Below are 14,911 nucleotides of genomic sequence, written 5' to 3'. Positions count from 1 at the left end.
AGCTCAAATAGAATTGAAATAAATAACTCCCTCACCTTTAATAATAAAGATGAGGGAGTTATTGCACATCATACCCCAGACATGGTTTTTCTCTATCTTAAGTCACTAATTTTAGAGCAATTAACGCCAGTTGGGTCCGGTCCCTTGCCCCGAGTTTGGCCAATAGATTGCTTACATGGTTCTTCACTGTCCCTTCGGCTATAAACAGCTCAGCAGAAATCTCACTATTAGAAAAACCCTTGCCGATCAATTTTAAAACTTTCTTTTCTTGGTTAGTAAGTTGAGTGGTATTCCTATCCCGGTCTGATATCTTGGCGAGAATTTTTTGGGTCACATCAGGATGCAGACAAACTCCACCTGCATGAACAACTCGGATGATTTTGCATAGTTCCTCAGGCTGCATGTCTTTAAGCAAAAAACCTTTGGCGCCGTTCTGTAATCCTTCGATTATCAGCAGGTCCTCATTAAAAGTTGTCAAAATCAGCACCCTGGTGTCAGGAAAAAGACGGGTGATTTCTCCTGTAGCCTCAATACCGTTCATCACCGGCATACGCGCATCCATCAGTACTATATCGGGAATGTTTTGTTCACAGAACTTTAAGGCCTCATGACCATTGTGACAAATTCCCGCTACTCTAAAATCCTCTTCAAGTTGCAGAATCGTATTCAAGCCTTCGCAGACAATGGGCTGGTCATCAACAATTAGAATTGTTATTTTGTTCATTTCTTACCCTCCGTCTGTCTAAATGTCCGCTAATTTTAAAACCTTTTTCCTTCTGTGACAGAAAAGAAATATCACCACCAAGTTGTGTGATTCTTTCCTTCATACCATTTAAGCCGTTTCCCCTTTGAAGGTTATTTGTTCCCACTCCATTATCATAATAAGAAAAAGTTACTGAATCTTGATTCCCTGAGATAGTAATCTGCACATGGTCAGCATTAGCATGACGCAGTGTATTGGTGATGGCTTCCTGAAATATCCGATACAAGTTGAAATTTTCCTTACTTGTTAAAAACAACTCCTGGGGCTTTATGTCAATATCTATCTGCAAGCCAGTTAAAGACTGTGCTTCAAAAGCCATTTCATTAAGATGGGAACATAAATCAAAGTCAAAATAGGATTCCCTTTTTTCTGAAACCAGTTCCCTAACAGAGTTAAGAGCTATCCGAGATACTTGAAGGGCTTTGTCCCAGTGAGTCATAGAGGCCTCTAGATTATGGTTCATAAGCTTTTTTCCTGCTTGGAGGGTTAATATCAAGCCGGTGAGATTATGACCCAGACTATCGTGGATTTCGCTGGCAATTCGTCGTCGTTCAGCCTGGGAGGCTAACTTTTCACTTAAGGCAATGCTTTCGTTTAGTAGAAGATTTACGTATTCAAGTTCCTTTGACAGTTTTTCATAGGCAAGTCTTTGTTCCCTCTGTCTTCTTTCACTTAGTACCAGAATAAAGGCAAATCCATACAGCAGTATTTCGGCAATTCCTAGAAATTGCATCTGACCAGTTTCTTTAAACTCAAACAGTGCATAAGAGCCCACACTGGCTGTTGTGGCAAAAACAGCGTAAATCATGAAGGAAGGCTTTGGTAATATAGCTGTCCCTTCTATGAGGTAAATCATAAAAAGTTTATCGAAGCCAGCACTTTCTGGGAACAGAGAAATAAGAAAAGCGAAGATTAAATCTAATAATAGAGTAATCACGTTCACTTTTGCATTTTTATATCTGTAATAACTTCGCCAAAAGCCACTGGCTAAAATAACAAGTACAACTGCTATCAGCGGTAAGCTGAGGGGAGTTTTCTGAAATACCCTAATCCCGAACCAGGAATACAAAACAATTTTTGTGCCGGTTAACCAGATAAACATAACTCTACCTCAAAGATAGTTTTTTGCCCTACAACTCAAATCTCTTCTACTTCGAGGATCTGAATTCCTTTATTTATTCATAGGTTATGAAATGTACAAAGGTAATTTCACACAGTAGTCGTAAATTACGATATTCGTCGAAATAAGACAGGTTTATTATTTAATAAACCTTGAAACTAGGCTCTTTTCGACACGCTTTACTTCTTCAACATGAGATAATTATCCCGATCTCAATTGAAGGAGTGTAGTATTCGATGAACGTAAAGATAGTTGCATCAATCTTGATTTTATGCACAGGTATTATTGTCTGTAAACCAGCTTTAGCGGCTGACGATAATCTAAATTCAGCTACCAACTCACCACAAATAGTAAGTATTAATAGGCTTTCAGGAAATACAAAATATGAGACTGCTAGGGTTATCTCTGAATATTATGCCAGCGGAAAGGTAAAGAACGTCATTCTTTCAACAGGAAATGAATTTGCCGATGCTTTATCGGCAAGCGTTCTAGCCCACGAAAAAGAAGCACCTATTTTATTAGTCGATTTTTCTGCTGATCGATCTAACGATGCTTTTGATTATATCCTTCAACATCTTGATTCTAATGGAACAGTGTATATCATTGGCGGTGCTGGAATCATAGGCGAAGAATTCGAGACTAAACTCTATGCCCTTGGGATCCAAAATGTAGTTAGAATTGCTGGTATGGATCGGTATGAAACCTCTTATAAGGTAGCCAGTTCACTTAATGATGTACCGACAACCACCGTTGTGATATCCTCAGGAGAACATTACCCGGATGCTTTGAGTATTTCAGGTTTTGCGGCTAATAAAGGCTGGCCTATTCTGTTATCTCCTCACGACGCACTCCCTCAAGATATAAAAACCTACTTGCAGGAAAAAAAGCCATCTAAAGTATATATTACGGGAGGTTCAGGAGCGATCTCAGATGATGTAGCGGCCGAAATTAACGGTTTGTTGCCAGAAGCCAGTGTCGAGCGCTTGACGGGACTATCTCGATTTGATACAAATGCCCTGATTACCGAAACCTTTGCACCGAATCCTTCAACAGTCTATCTAGCCTCAGGCTACGGCTTTGCGGATGCACTGGCAGGAAGTACTTTGGCAGCAAAAAATGGAGATCCAATCATCTTTATAGACCCTTCTAGCCCTACCCTGCCAAAATCGGCAGTCAGTTACTTTGGTAAACTTTATGAAAATAATATACGTCCAAAGGTAGTTTCATTGGGAGGCAGTGTTGTTGTTTCGAATGAGATCATGAAAAATACCAATGACTTGATTTTAGGAACAGTGAAAGAAACTAGTATTTATTCAATAGATGACTCATCTGTAACGGTTACTCAAAATGAGAACTATTCTTTACCAAAAACAGTTCCTGCAAAGCTTTATAACAGTGAAATTATGGAACTGCCTGTTAAGTGGGATCCTACGTTCGTGGATACCAGCATCCTAGGGGAACGTGTTTATAATGGGGTAGTGGAAGGATATGCTAAACTGGTTAAACTTAATCTTACAATCAAAGAACCTGAACCCATCTTAATTGCTCAATATTCTACACACTTTGACTCAAACCAAGTCATGCGTACGGGGAATATTCGCCTTGCGGCAAAAGCTCTTGATGGAAAGTTATTGGCACCTCGAGAACTGTTCTCCTTCAACGACAGTGTTGGGCAACGAACGGCAGAAGCAGGTTATCAAGAAGCGATGATCATCGAAGGAAAAACCTTTGTCCCGGGGCTTGGGGGAGGAGTTTGCCAAGTTTCTTCCAATCTCTATAATGCAGTCGCTCTAGCCAACTTAGAAATTATCGAAAGGCATCGTCATTCACTGCTTGTCAATTATGTTCCCCCGGGTCAAGATGCCACTGTGGCCTTTCCAGTACTTGACTTCAAATTCAGAAATAGTACAAATAAATATCTCTTAATCCGAAGTTTCGTAGAAGGAAACACCTTAACCTTTAAGCTATATGAAAAAATAAAGAATTAGACCCCAAATCCCTCGGTTTCACATTTTCCCCAGGTCATGTCGGACATACTATAGCATGAGTATGTAGATAAGACAGGATAAATGGGGGAATAGTCAATGAGTCATATGACCTATGATGAGATTTTTAGCCGATTAGTCAAAGCATCATATATGGGTAATGTGGAGCAGGAAATTGAAGAGATCGAGGCCAGTGGAAACGAAACTACAAAAGAATATATTCACTATGCTCTGGGGAACGGTGATCAAGAGAAAGTAGTTTTTCAAATCGATAATTGTGAAGGGGCTTGTTCAGGTGAAAGCCATAACTGTGAAGCGGCCTGCCTCTTTGATGCCATCGTTCGGGATATGGAAGGGAAAGTAGTGATCCAAGACCGAAACTGTACTCACTGTGGGCAATGTATCAATACCTGTTCTTATAATACTTTAATTGACAGGAAAGAATTTATTCCTTTGATAGACCTTCTAAAGAAAAAGGAAGTTGCCGTCTATGCAATCGTAGCCCCGGCGATTATTGGACAGTTTGGAGACGTTACAATGGGGCAACTACGGGCAGCTTTCAAACATTTAGGCTTCTATGGGATGGTGGAGGTTGCTTTATTTGCTGATATCCTAAGCCTAAAAGAAGCCCTTGAATTTGATCATGCAGTGAACACTGAGGAAGATTTTGTTTTAACAAGTTGTTGCTGTCCCATATGGGTAGGCATGGTAAAACGAGTTTATCACAAATTAACTCCCCACATTTTACCGTCTGTATCTCCCATGGTTGCCTGTGGTCGAGGGATTAAACGACTTCATCCCGACGCTAAAGTTGTTTTTATTGGTCCTTGCATCGCTAAGAAGGCTGAGGCTAAAGAAAAAGATATCCGAGACGCTGTGGATGCTGTCTTAACCTTTGAGGAAGTTAAGCAAATCTTTGAGGCCACTGGCATTAATCCAGCAGATATGGAGGATATTCCTAGTGGTCATTCTTCTGCAGGAGGACGCATTTATGCCCGAACCGGGGGCGTAAGCAAAGCTATCTCAGACACCTTAGATCAACTTAGACCGGATAAGCAAATTAAAATCAAAGCGGTTCAAGCTGATGGAATTCAAGAGCTAAAAGAACTCCTGCGCTCGATTACCAGCGGAGACATCCAGGCGAATTTTTACGAGGGAATGGGTTGTGTTGGTGGTTGTGTTGGAGGTCCTAAAGCACTCCTGAAACCTGAATTAGGAGCCTTACATGTTAATACCTATGGTCTCTCTGCGGAGGCTCATACTCCTTTAAATAACCCTTATATTCTAGAACTGCTTGAACGTCTCGATATAAAGGATGTTAATAGCCTACTAGAAGGTGAATCGGCTAAAATTTTTCAACGGGATTTCAAAAATTAGACACTTTTTAGGGTTTGTTGATCATTCTATAATACTTATTAAGCTGTTCATCGAGATCCTGACTTAATTTAAGAACAAAGGGGTCTTGTGTACTTCTGCCCTGTCTTACTGAGTGGATCAATGCCTCCCGGAGATCTTCAATTGTCACAAGTTGGGCTTTTAACTCAAGGTTATAATCTGTCACAATTCTTCCCCTCCTTTGGTTAAGAATAGCAAATGTAAGGTATAAGAAGTGTGATTGAAGTCTCTTTTTGTAAGTGATAATTAACTGGTAGATATGGGATATATTACAGGATTTCCTTTCAAATAGTTTTTGCTTATTAGACAAAAGCTAAAGATATATATTTGAAAGGAGATCTTGACTATGAAGTTATCAGATAATCTTACTCAAGTTGTTAGATTTCTCAGTATCGGAAAAATGAAAGACTCTATACCCATCGGTTTCTTAGGTGGTTTAGCAGGGACAATTTTTATGGATTTGAGCAATATAATGTTCAAAAAGATGGGATTAAGTGAAAAAACCTATGCTCAATATGCAGGATCAGTCGTAATGAAGCCATTTAGATTATTTTTCGGGGCTAACAAGTTGTTAGGACAGATCCTACATCTTGTGACGGGTTCGATCATTGGTATACCTTTATTGGCTATTTTAAAGAAGACCGGAAAGGACAACTATCTTTTCAAAGGGGCCGTCTTTGGAACCTTTACCTGGGAACTTCTTTACTCTTTTGGCTTGAGATACAAGGTGTTTAGAGCAGAAGCTCATACGACAGGGACGCATTTCACTACATTAATTGATAATCTCATTTACGGCTTTGTTTCGTCGGCAACCATGGTATTTCTAGCAGATGACTCTGTTTTTCCTAAAAGTCCTGTAAAGCGAGCAGAGAATACCTTAGAAAGTGAAATCATAGAAGTGAGGGATAGTTCAAGTGAGTCTACTTATGAATATCAACCTGAAGTGAGGTTTCATTAAGTTTATCATAATCTAATAATCTATTCCGATTTCCATATGCTTAAAACATTATGAGCGATACCTCACCTAGCTAAGAGGTATCGCTCATGTTATTTAGAGCTAACCGATTTTCGGCCAATCTTGGACCCCTGTATCCTCTATGATCCCTAGGGTAACATCTGTTACATCTTTTAAAGCTAGTAACTGATCTCGAATGGTTGATTTGATATTATCGGCCTGGGCCAAGGTTAAACCGGGACGCAATTCAACATAACTTTCGACATGATAAAAACGTCCCTCTTGAAGAATACGCATTTTATTAATGTCTGTTACTTCGGGTACGGATAAAATAACTTGGGAAATCTTGTCTTCAACTTCCTTAGGAGCGGATACGCCGATGAGTCCGACCATATTGTCATACCCCACACGAAAGGCGACTCCCCCCATTAAGAATCCAATGATAATGGCCGCAATACCATCGAACACCTTGATGGGAGTAAAACGAGTTATAAGAATTGCTCCAAGAGCTAGTATTGCTCCGGATGTAGCAACAAGGTCTTCGTAAAAAACTAGGCGAGTTGCAGGGGAGGCCCGGTTGACATTTTTTAGAGCCATAGGGATTAGGCTCAGACCATTTCCTTTTGCTCCAGTTTCTCGTAAAATCTCGCGCATAGCCTTTGACAAGACGTATCCGTCGATAGTCATGGACGTGCCTAGGCTAAAAATAATCAACCACAGGCTTTCAATCGATACTGGATGTCGTATTAACTGAATACCTTCTCGAACCGTTTCATAGGCCATTAGGGTAATAACAATCACTGCCCCCATGCAGAATACATTGATCAGACGTCCAAAGCCGGTTGGAAAGCGAGGAGTGGGCTTTCGTTCGGCAAGAATACTGCCAATAAAAACAAATAATTGGTTGACAGCATCGGCCCCGGAGTGCATTGCTTCTGCAAACATAGCACCACTGCCGCTTAAGAAGGCGGCGAATCCTTTGAAAATTACTAGAAAGATATTTCCAAGTACCGCGTAAAAGGATGAAGCGTTTCCTTTTCTTATAAGTTCCCAAGTCTTATTCATCTAATCCACACCATTCAATGCTTTTCGATTAGCTTCCCATAAATTTGGAAGTTTATTCTTTAATTGGGTACAGAGAAGAATAAGGAAACATACTTTATAATAATTCGATTGACTGAAAGCGGTGATCAGAATGAAATTATATTTAGCTTTAGGTGATTCTATAACTGCAGGTTATGGTGTAGCAAGCCCTTTTTCCTTTCCGACGATCTACGCCAATTTTCTAAGCAGGTATCAACCAGATTTAAGACTGCTTAATTTAGGTGTAAACGGTCTTACAACCAGTGGTTTGCTTAATCAATTAAAAACAAATCGCAGACTAAGAGAATCAGTGACTAAGGCTTGCTTAATCACGATAACCATAGGTTCTAATGATTTGCTCCGTCTTATTGGAAATCTGAATCAACCCATAAAAACATTCCATTTACCCATTATCCAAGAAACTATGACTAGAACCCTTATGCAAATTGGACACGAAATTAGGCTTCTTAATCCAAGGGCTACCATCAAAGTAGCAACTCTCTATAATCCCTTACCAGCTGGACCCTATGTCCGTTACTCTGCACAGGTTCAAGGAATTATTGACCATGCTAATGCTATGATTTGCAAGTGGGCCAATCATCATGGATTTGTAGTTGTGAATTTGGACCGTGAGTTTAAGGGGAAAGAGTCATTGTTTATTGGACAGGATTATGCACATCCTAGCGCTGCTGGTTATCAGATGATTGCTAAAGCATTTGCTCGTTACTAGAAGTATTAATATTATTCTAGCGCTCACTTCCACTTTTTAGGTGTGAAAAGGGTAACGTCTTTTTAATAATTACAGTGAAGGATCTTTATAGTGTTTTATCGAACGATAAAAATAGAAACTCGCCGAGCCAAAGAGGAGAGTACCGACCAGTAAGGCTAGCAAAAAGCGACTGGGGTTTTCAGCAAGCTGCCAAAAGTCGTGCCCTAGCCAAGATTCCCATATAACCATAGGGATTTTACCGATCAGCGAGGCGACTAGGAATGATGGGTAGGTCATTAGAGATAAACCAGCAGCATAATTGACGGCAGCAGAGGGAAGTATTGGAATAAGCCGCGAGATAAGGATAATAGAAAAGCTGTTTCCTTCAATAAGCTGTGCCCATTTTCCCAATTTCTCTATCTTTGGTTGAGCCCATTCTTGTCCTAAGCTACGGGCTAGCCAAAATCCAACGGAGGAACCTATTAAACTTCCAGCAAGGGATAGGAGAAAGCCCCAGAACCAACCAAAAATGAGTGTGTTAACCCCGGCAATAAGGGCAAAGGGTACGACTGGGAATAGGGCTAGTAGGGTAATGATAAACAGAACAACTAGACTGCTAATCCACCCCCACTGTGTGACAAATGCTTGGAGCTCAGAGGGGTTCTGGAGTTTGGGATACAGATAAATTACAAAAGCCAGGGAGACCAGGAATGTAACGATCGAAAAGTATTTTTTGGTCAAGGGGTCACCTTCCTTAAGAAACGGCATGCCATACCATTGCATGCCGTTCTTCTATTGCCCTGAAAATAAGCTTAGGTTAATGTCATCCTTGTTGATGTCATCCTGAGCGATAGCGAAGGATCTAGATCCTTCAGTAGGGGAATATAACTACTGGGGCTTTGTTCCCTTCGTCTTTAGTTGGACCTGTTTTCCGTGTTTGGTAAGGTGTAGAGAGTTATAGCGTTCTGAGGGTGGAAGATGACGATGAAATTTGAAGCGAAATTCCTGGATGGAAGCCATTTTATCGGCAAACATAACCAGAAAGGCTTCTCGGCTTCGGGGTAAACGGAGGGTGAGAGGCCACATATGACTCAAGATAATGTCTTTTTCTTTTTCACTCAGGTCAAAACAACGTTCCGCATTTTGACAGGCAATACGAGGATGCCGGAAACCATGCCAGCGAGATCCATCCGGCCGAAGCTTATGCCAGTCATAGAGGAAGAAGTCATGGAGGAGGGCCCCCCGTGTGACTGCACGGGTATCCAAATTTACTCTTTTTTCCAGACGTATAGACCAGTTATAGGCTATCTGGGCAACCCGGAGAGAGTGTTCCAGAGTCGTAAAGGGGCGATGATGGGTATATAAAGCCAATTGTTGATATTCTTCATGGTTCAAAATATCCTCAACGTGCTCAGGTAAATTCAATGGTTTCACCTTCCTAGTCAAGTGAGTGGGAGTCAGTTTCGTCAGACGAACTATAGAACTTTTTACGTTGGAGTTTTAAGAAATCTTCTAGTGCTTCTAGCTTGGTATTAAGTAAGGCCATTGTCTCATTCACAGTATGGCGCATTTTGGGATAGGTATGCAGGAGGCGATAAAAGGGAGAACATTCTAGATGGAAGGAGGGAAGTTCTAATCGTTCATAGCGTTCTTGGAATACGCACACGAAGTGCTCTAAACGACGAAGTAATAGGCTGGAGTGAATAAGATCCCAAATGACATATATGGACAACACTATAGCTAAAACGGAACGGAGGGTCATGGGGATCTGCTGCATTTGGGTTTGAACCATGGGATGGATGATACGAAAAAAACCAAGGCCTAAAACTCCCCAGAGTAAGCTAAAGGGAAGTGAGATCCGACCGTGAAGATTGAAGGGAATTGAATGATAGTCCCAAAGCTGTAAGCGAAAAAAACGTTCGAAGAACCAACCTGCTACATACTCTAAAGAGGTGCTTAAAAAGACAAACCAGAGGAACTGCCATACCCAGGTGGTGTTACTAATTAGACCAGAAGACCAAAGTACCATTGTTGCGAATAATCCATAAATCGGGAGAAAGGGGCCGGTTAAAAAACCCGGGTTGACTATTCTGCGTTGGAGGCTGGAACGATATATGGTTTCCATGATCCAGCCTGCAAAAGCGTAAATAGAAAAAGTGAGTATGAAGTTTGTCAGCATTGTCACCCTTTCAGTCCTTTTCAAATTTCATATAGTTAAGACCATTATACTATACTATGCTTTACTCTAAAAGCGCATTAGGGTACATAGATCGGGCCGACGAAATCATTCATTGGAGGCTATCGTTTTTGAAGCATTTGATGTTCTTAGATTTATGCGACCACTAGATTTTTATTGATAGTTCAAATGTAAGATATCCTCCACAAAATAATCAACGCCTTTGGCAGGGCTAGGGAGTTTTACTCCTATAGTAGCCAACAAAGCCATTACAAAAGCAATTGATAAGAAAATCGAAAAGACAATTAATTCTCGCCAATGTTTATTTCTAATTAGACTTGGGACTTCAAAGAGGATAACCCCTATAAAAGCACTCACCAACAAAAAAACCATACTGACTGTTCCTTTCGATAAAAACTTGCTCCAATGATTTCACTTTGGTAATTTACGTAGTTTAGCGACAAGTAAAGATAGTAGAGGAAGGATAAAATAAAACCATGCAGTGAAAATGGGCGTAATATACCTCGATGAATATCTTAATTGCATACTGGATTCGTAGGATATGAGGGATAACGTGATAGCAAAAATACCGATGGGTAGAACAAGTGGTTTATAGGAGCGGAGTTTTGTGATCTGAGCTATCCCCAATACCACAGCATAGTATAAGACACTAGTGATAATAAACAGTAAAAGTATTTGGGCCATAGCCACTAGAACTTCAAGCCGAGTAATTACTTTACCTATATCGATCAAACGTACTGATTCTAATGAAGGTGATGTAACAATTGCACTAAGGGGTCCGAGAGCTGCTATATTTCGGATTGTAGCGGTTAACAGTCCAAGCCCCCCTATAAGCATTCCTAACAGAACGGATTTCTTAGTTTGTTTCGGCTTGTTCATATAGGGAATTACCATAAGAAAAACTAGCACTTCACTAAATGAGACGTGCATTATGATATGAGTACTTTGAATTAATTCTCCTATGGGAACTTCGAAAATCGGCAAAAAATACGTATATTCCATATCCTTGATCAAAAGAGCAAAGGTTATGAGAATAACGAGCGATGTTACTATGATAGCTATAAAACAAATTCTAGCAATGACCTCGATCCCCTGGCGTACAGCATATGCACAGAGCAACGAAAACATGATCATTATAAGAATGATTGGGGTTTCTGGCATCAGGTATGTTAGAACAAAATCGCCGATAAACCATAGATATACGGATAGGGATGATATAAATAGATAGAGATATTGTATGGAAACAAGCTTGCCAAGAAAGGGTCCAAATATAAGATCATTGATCTGCATTAAGGTTTTGCCCGGAAATCTATTAGCGAGCGCAATATAAACTAGAGCAAATAGTAACCCAATAAATAAGGCGGCTAGTACAGCCAGCCAGGTATCCTGCCTCGAAATTGCATAGGCGAAGGACAATGACAAAAGCCCCCCCTGCAAGAAAGAACCAACTAATAACATTAATTGGGAACTAGATATTTCACCTTTTTCAAGCTTCATGAACGCTATTGCTCCTTGTCTAGTACTACTGGCCGCCCTAAGGAGCCCGATCTACGTAATTTAGCCTCAACAATGATCTCTACATCAAGATCGGGAAAAATTTCATCCCAGTCGTCTTTTAGCTCTTGCCACTCCTTGGGATGTCTTTGATGAATAGTATCTCCAAAACCAAAAATATCGGCATTAAGTTTTTGGGCCTTGCGTAGAGCAGCCTGGATTTCAGCCTTTATAGCATCAGCTTGTAACTCTTCTAACTCTGCGACTGCATTAGGGGATACCAGGTCGATTGGACAGCATTGACTAGCGATGTTTCCATCTTCTTTAATTTCGATTTTTATGTAGGGTTGACCATCAATGATTTCTGAGGAGATTTTGCCTTGGGCACGGATAATTTCTAAACTTACTATAGTGTCCTGACAATTGACATCAATAATTCCGCTCTTTATCTTATCAATAACCCACAACAGGCCGCGAGTTTCCACTTTGTTCAGTTGACCGATCAATTTATCTTCTTTAAAAACCGCTGTACCTTTCACTGACAACTCCCTTTCGTTCCCTTTTCCTAGGACTTCTATTATAGGAGCGATAGGAGCAGTCGTGTCACTCATTAGACGAGTGGCAAACTGATTCAATCTTACTATGCTTGTCGTTGAATTTGCTGCTTGGGCATCCATTAGTTCAGCAATTTTCATTGAAGGAACTTTCTCTAACCTTGGTTTGACATCAAATATATCGCTTGCCCTATCGTCCGCGACTAGGACAAAGACCTCTAAGCGAGTTTCTTGGTCCCGAAGAAAAAAATCAAGATGTTCTTGAACCCCTTGTTCAGCTAACGAACTGCCAAAGATAATAAGTTGATTATGGGGAAAGTATAACTTGCGGCTAACTTTATGAGTAAAATCTCTGGTTGTAGAAAACACCGTCTCACCTGAGTTTCTGACATTCCAATAGGCTCCAGCACCTCCGCTGCCCCCAGCGCCGCTTTCCTCGGGAGTACTCGCTTTTAGCTCTGAGGTTTTGATAACCTGTGTTGTCATTTCTAATTGATCGCTATCTTCCATCTTATCTAAACCAACCCCCAAGACTATGGCTAAGCTTGGCAGCTCACGACGATTCCAACACCCCGTCGTGCCTAAGGTGAGAAGGATAAAAATCAGTAGTGTGGTGACTAGTTTGTTAAGGTGTTTCATGAATAATCCTCCTCTCAAATTAGTTTGAGGATGCATCTTCTTCCGAGGGAGGCCCAGGTTTCAAACGAAATTCCTGGCGTTTTGGATCATGCCAGCCAATTGTTCTAGGCCGGGTTATCATGGCCCAAAGCGGTGCTCTAATAAAGGTATCTTTCAAGTCAGGTACACTTAATGGAGCAAGTGGGGAGAGATAAGGTGTCCCAAATGATCGTAAAGACGCCAGATGAATGGAGACTCCTATTAGACCGACCATAATTCCAAATCCACCTGAAAATCCTGCTAAAACCGTAAATATAGCTCGCAATATTCCGCCTGAATCTGTTTGCGCAGGAACCACGAAACTAGCGATGGCGGTCAAGGCAACCACAATAACCATAGGCGCTCCAATCAGTCCGGCGCTAACTGCAGATTCACCAATGACTAAGGCTCCTACAATGCTGACAGCTTGTCCGACAGGCCTAGGTAATCTTACCCCAGCCTCTCTTAGGATCTCAAAAATTACCCCCATCCCCAGTGCTTCCACTAAGACAGGAAAAGGGACCCCTTCCTGAGCGGCTGACATACTAAATAACAAGGCGGTCGGTATTAATTCCTGATGATACGTCGTTAAGGCTACATAGGTTGCCGGGGCCAAAATACTAAGCATATAGGCTAAATATCTAAACATCCGAATTATGCTTGCAAAGTAAGGGCGAGAATAATAATCTTCAGAACTCTGAAAGCTCTCGATGAATACCATTGGAACCGTGAGTACAAAGGGAGTTCCATCTACCAGAATAGCTGCCCGTCCTTCAAGGATTTTGGCAGCTGCCAGATCGGGTTTTTCTGTATTGGCGATGGTAGAAAATATGGAAAAGGGTGCATCCTCAATATATTGTTCAACAATACCTGACTCAAGGATTGAGTCAGTTTTGATATCCTTTAACCTACGCTTAATTTCTTCAATAAGTAAGGGATTAGCAATGTCTTTAATATAGGCAATACAGACAGTTGTCTTAGTTCGCTCACCGATTTTCATGGATTCAAAGACTAAATCAGAACTTTTAATTTTTCGCCTTATTAAGGTTGTATTGGTCAACAAGTTTTCTATGAAGCCTTCGCGCGGTCCACGAACGACGGATTCGGTTTTAGGATCTGTGATGCTGCGGGACTTCCAGTCGGAGGTCATGATGACCAAAGCTTCAGGGCTGCCATCGACCAATAAAATCGTCTCGCCAGACAGATAACCCTCGACTATGTCCTGAATCAACGTTCTCTTCTTTATCTCTGCGACGGAAAGCATGGTCATAGTGATCATTTCAATAACACTATGGTTTGAAGCTGGATTACTATTAGGAACTGACTCAAATAATAATGGCTTTAAGATACTTTCGTTAATCATCGTCTGATCTGTCATCCCGTTAAGATAGACCAATGCAGCATTGGTTTGCCTATGCTCGCCGAAGGTAAATTTCCGAATCACAAGATCAAAATTGTTTCCTATAAATCCATTTAGAATTTCTAGGTTTGTTGTAAGATTTTGGGTAAGACTGGTAGGGGTTTTTTCGTCCTGAGAAGGTGCTTGATTTTTTTGATTTGTTGCATAGTACTGGTTAACTAGCTTCAAATACTTCAATTTACTGGTTAAATAACGAAGCATTACCCCCATCCCTTTCCTAAGCTCTTCTGGTTAATATGACCAATGTCGTTAGAAGTTATTTACCGTCGTAGAGAATAACTGTTGTCGAAAGTATAATTCCTTATACGACGCTAACATTCAGACCTTTGTAGAGGGTCTTTATAGTGGGTTGAAAATTGGAAAAAGCGCAGGTTATTGAAAATAGTTCAATAACCTGCGCTTTTTTCAAGGTATAAAGACATCTAAGCCTTTACGTGGAACATGTGGGTAAACCGTCGGGGGAAATCATTAATTGCCCCTACGGTTGTGCTTAATAGCGGGGATTGGTTGTGATGTCAGGAAAGAAAAGGAAAAGCCACTAACAAGCAGATAACTTCAGAAAGTTCGATAAAAGCTCCG

15 protein-coding genes are annotated in these 14,911 nt (G+C 40.9%); 4 read left to right on the top strand and 11 right to left on the bottom strand.

Features of this window, described 5'->3' with window-relative positions; translation table 11 throughout:
- Nucleotides 1-97: 97 nt before the first annotated feature.
- Both HGJ98_RS21465 and HGJ98_RS21460 read right to left on the bottom strand, forming a co-directional pair.
- The gene (locus HGJ98_RS21465; RefSeq protein WP_291353847.1) at nucleotides 98-724 is read right to left on the bottom strand and encodes a response regulator transcription factor; all 627 of its coding nucleotides are present in this window, start codon (nucleotides 722-724) and stop codon (nucleotides 98-100) included.
- Nucleotides 696-1,865 (bottom strand): sensor histidine kinase, encoded by a 1,170-nt coding sequence (locus HGJ98_RS21460; RefSeq protein WP_291353845.1) that lies wholly within the window; start codon nucleotides 1,863-1,865, stop codon nucleotides 696-698. The genes HGJ98_RS21465 and HGJ98_RS21460 overlap by 29 nt, the downstream gene beginning before the upstream one ends.
- 254 nt (nucleotides 1,866-2,119) lie before the next feature.
- Between HGJ98_RS21460 and HGJ98_RS21455 the strand changes: the two genes are divergently transcribed.
- On the top strand, nucleotides 2,120-3,871 hold the full coding sequence (locus HGJ98_RS21455) for a cell wall-binding repeat-containing protein (protein ID WP_291353843.1): 1,752 nt from the start codon (nucleotides 2,120-2,122) through the stop codon (nucleotides 3,869-3,871).
- 96 nt (nucleotides 3,872-3,967) lie between these two features.
- On the top strand, nucleotides 3,968-5,245 hold the full coding sequence (locus HGJ98_RS21450) for a [Fe-Fe] hydrogenase large subunit C-terminal domain-containing protein (protein WP_291353841.1): 1,278 nt from the start codon (nucleotides 3,968-3,970) through the stop codon (nucleotides 5,243-5,245).
- A gap of 7 nt (nucleotides 5,246-5,252) precedes the next feature.
- Here HGJ98_RS21450 and HGJ98_RS21445 read toward each other — a convergent pair whose 3' ends face one another.
- The gene (locus tag HGJ98_RS21445; RefSeq protein WP_291353840.1) at nucleotides 5,253-5,429 is read right to left on the bottom strand and encodes an aspartyl-phosphate phosphatase Spo0E family protein; all 177 of its coding nucleotides are present in this window, start codon (nucleotides 5,427-5,429) and stop codon (nucleotides 5,253-5,255) included.
- A gap of 180 nt (nucleotides 5,430-5,609) precedes the next feature.
- Between HGJ98_RS21445 and HGJ98_RS21440 the strand changes: the two genes are divergently transcribed.
- On the top strand, nucleotides 5,610-6,221 hold the full coding sequence (locus HGJ98_RS21440) for a DUF6789 family protein (protein WP_291353838.1): 612 nt from the start codon (nucleotides 5,610-5,612) through the stop codon (nucleotides 6,219-6,221).
- Nucleotides 6,222-6,320: 99 nt separating this feature from the next.
- Here HGJ98_RS21440 and HGJ98_RS21435 read toward each other — a convergent pair whose 3' ends face one another.
- On the bottom strand, nucleotides 6,321-7,283 hold the full coding sequence (locus HGJ98_RS21435) for a cation diffusion facilitator family transporter (protein ID WP_291353836.1): 963 nt from the start codon (nucleotides 7,281-7,283) through the stop codon (nucleotides 6,321-6,323).
- 130 nt (nucleotides 7,284-7,413) lie between these two features.
- Here HGJ98_RS21435 and HGJ98_RS21430 point away from each other — a divergent pair, with 130 nt between their 5' ends.
- Nucleotides 7,414-8,031, top strand: a complete 618-nt coding sequence (locus HGJ98_RS21430) for a GDSL-type esterase/lipase family protein (protein WP_291353834.1) — start codon at nucleotides 7,414-7,416, stop codon at nucleotides 8,029-8,031.
- Nucleotides 8,032-8,100: 69 nt separating this feature from the next.
- Here HGJ98_RS21430 and HGJ98_RS21425 read toward each other — a convergent pair whose 3' ends face one another.
- From HGJ98_RS21425 to HGJ98_RS21395, 7 genes are all read right to left on the bottom strand, one after another.
- Complete coding sequence (locus tag HGJ98_RS21425; RefSeq protein WP_291353832.1) at nucleotides 8,101-8,778, bottom strand: TVP38/TMEM64 family protein; 678 nt, start codon at nucleotides 8,776-8,778, stop codon at nucleotides 8,101-8,103.
- A 120-nt stretch (nucleotides 8,779-8,898) separates the two neighbouring features.
- Entirely contained in the window at nucleotides 8,899-9,435 is a 537-nt protein-coding gene (locus HGJ98_RS21420; RefSeq protein WP_291353830.1) for an HD domain-containing protein, read from the bottom strand.
- Between the two features lie 13 nt (nucleotides 9,436-9,448).
- A complete protein-coding gene (locus HGJ98_RS21415; protein WP_291353828.1) occupies nucleotides 9,449-10,135 on the bottom strand; it encodes a putative ABC transporter permease in 687 nt (228 codons plus the stop codon).
- Between the two features lie 225 nt (nucleotides 10,136-10,360).
- On the bottom strand, nucleotides 10,361-10,579 hold the full coding sequence (locus tag HGJ98_RS21410; RefSeq protein ID WP_291353826.1) for a hypothetical protein: 219 nt from the start codon (nucleotides 10,577-10,579) through the stop codon (nucleotides 10,361-10,363).
- Nucleotides 10,580-10,618: 39 nt separating this feature from the next.
- A complete protein-coding gene (locus HGJ98_RS21405; RefSeq protein WP_291353824.1) occupies nucleotides 10,619-11,704 on the bottom strand; it encodes an endospore germination permease in 1,086 nt (361 codons plus the stop codon).
- A gap of 5 nt (nucleotides 11,705-11,709) precedes the next feature.
- A complete protein-coding gene (locus HGJ98_RS21400) occupies nucleotides 11,710-12,894 on the bottom strand; it encodes a Ger(x)C family spore germination protein (protein WP_291353822.1) in 1,185 nt (394 codons plus the stop codon).
- 19 nt (nucleotides 12,895-12,913) lie between these two features.
- Nucleotides 12,914-14,533, bottom strand: coding sequence for a spore germination protein (locus HGJ98_RS21395; protein WP_291353820.1), 1,620 nt, complete (start codon nucleotides 14,531-14,533; stop codon nucleotides 12,914-12,916).
- Nucleotides 14,534-14,911: the final 378 nt, after the last annotated feature.

This window comes from Desulfosporosinus sp. (assembly GCF_014237355.1).
GTDB lineage: Bacteria > Bacillota > Desulfitobacteriia > Desulfitobacteriales > Desulfitobacteriaceae > Desulfosporosinus.
The sequence above is the reverse complement of the archived record's forward strand: the minus strand, read 5'-3'. Positions and strand labels throughout refer to the sequence as shown.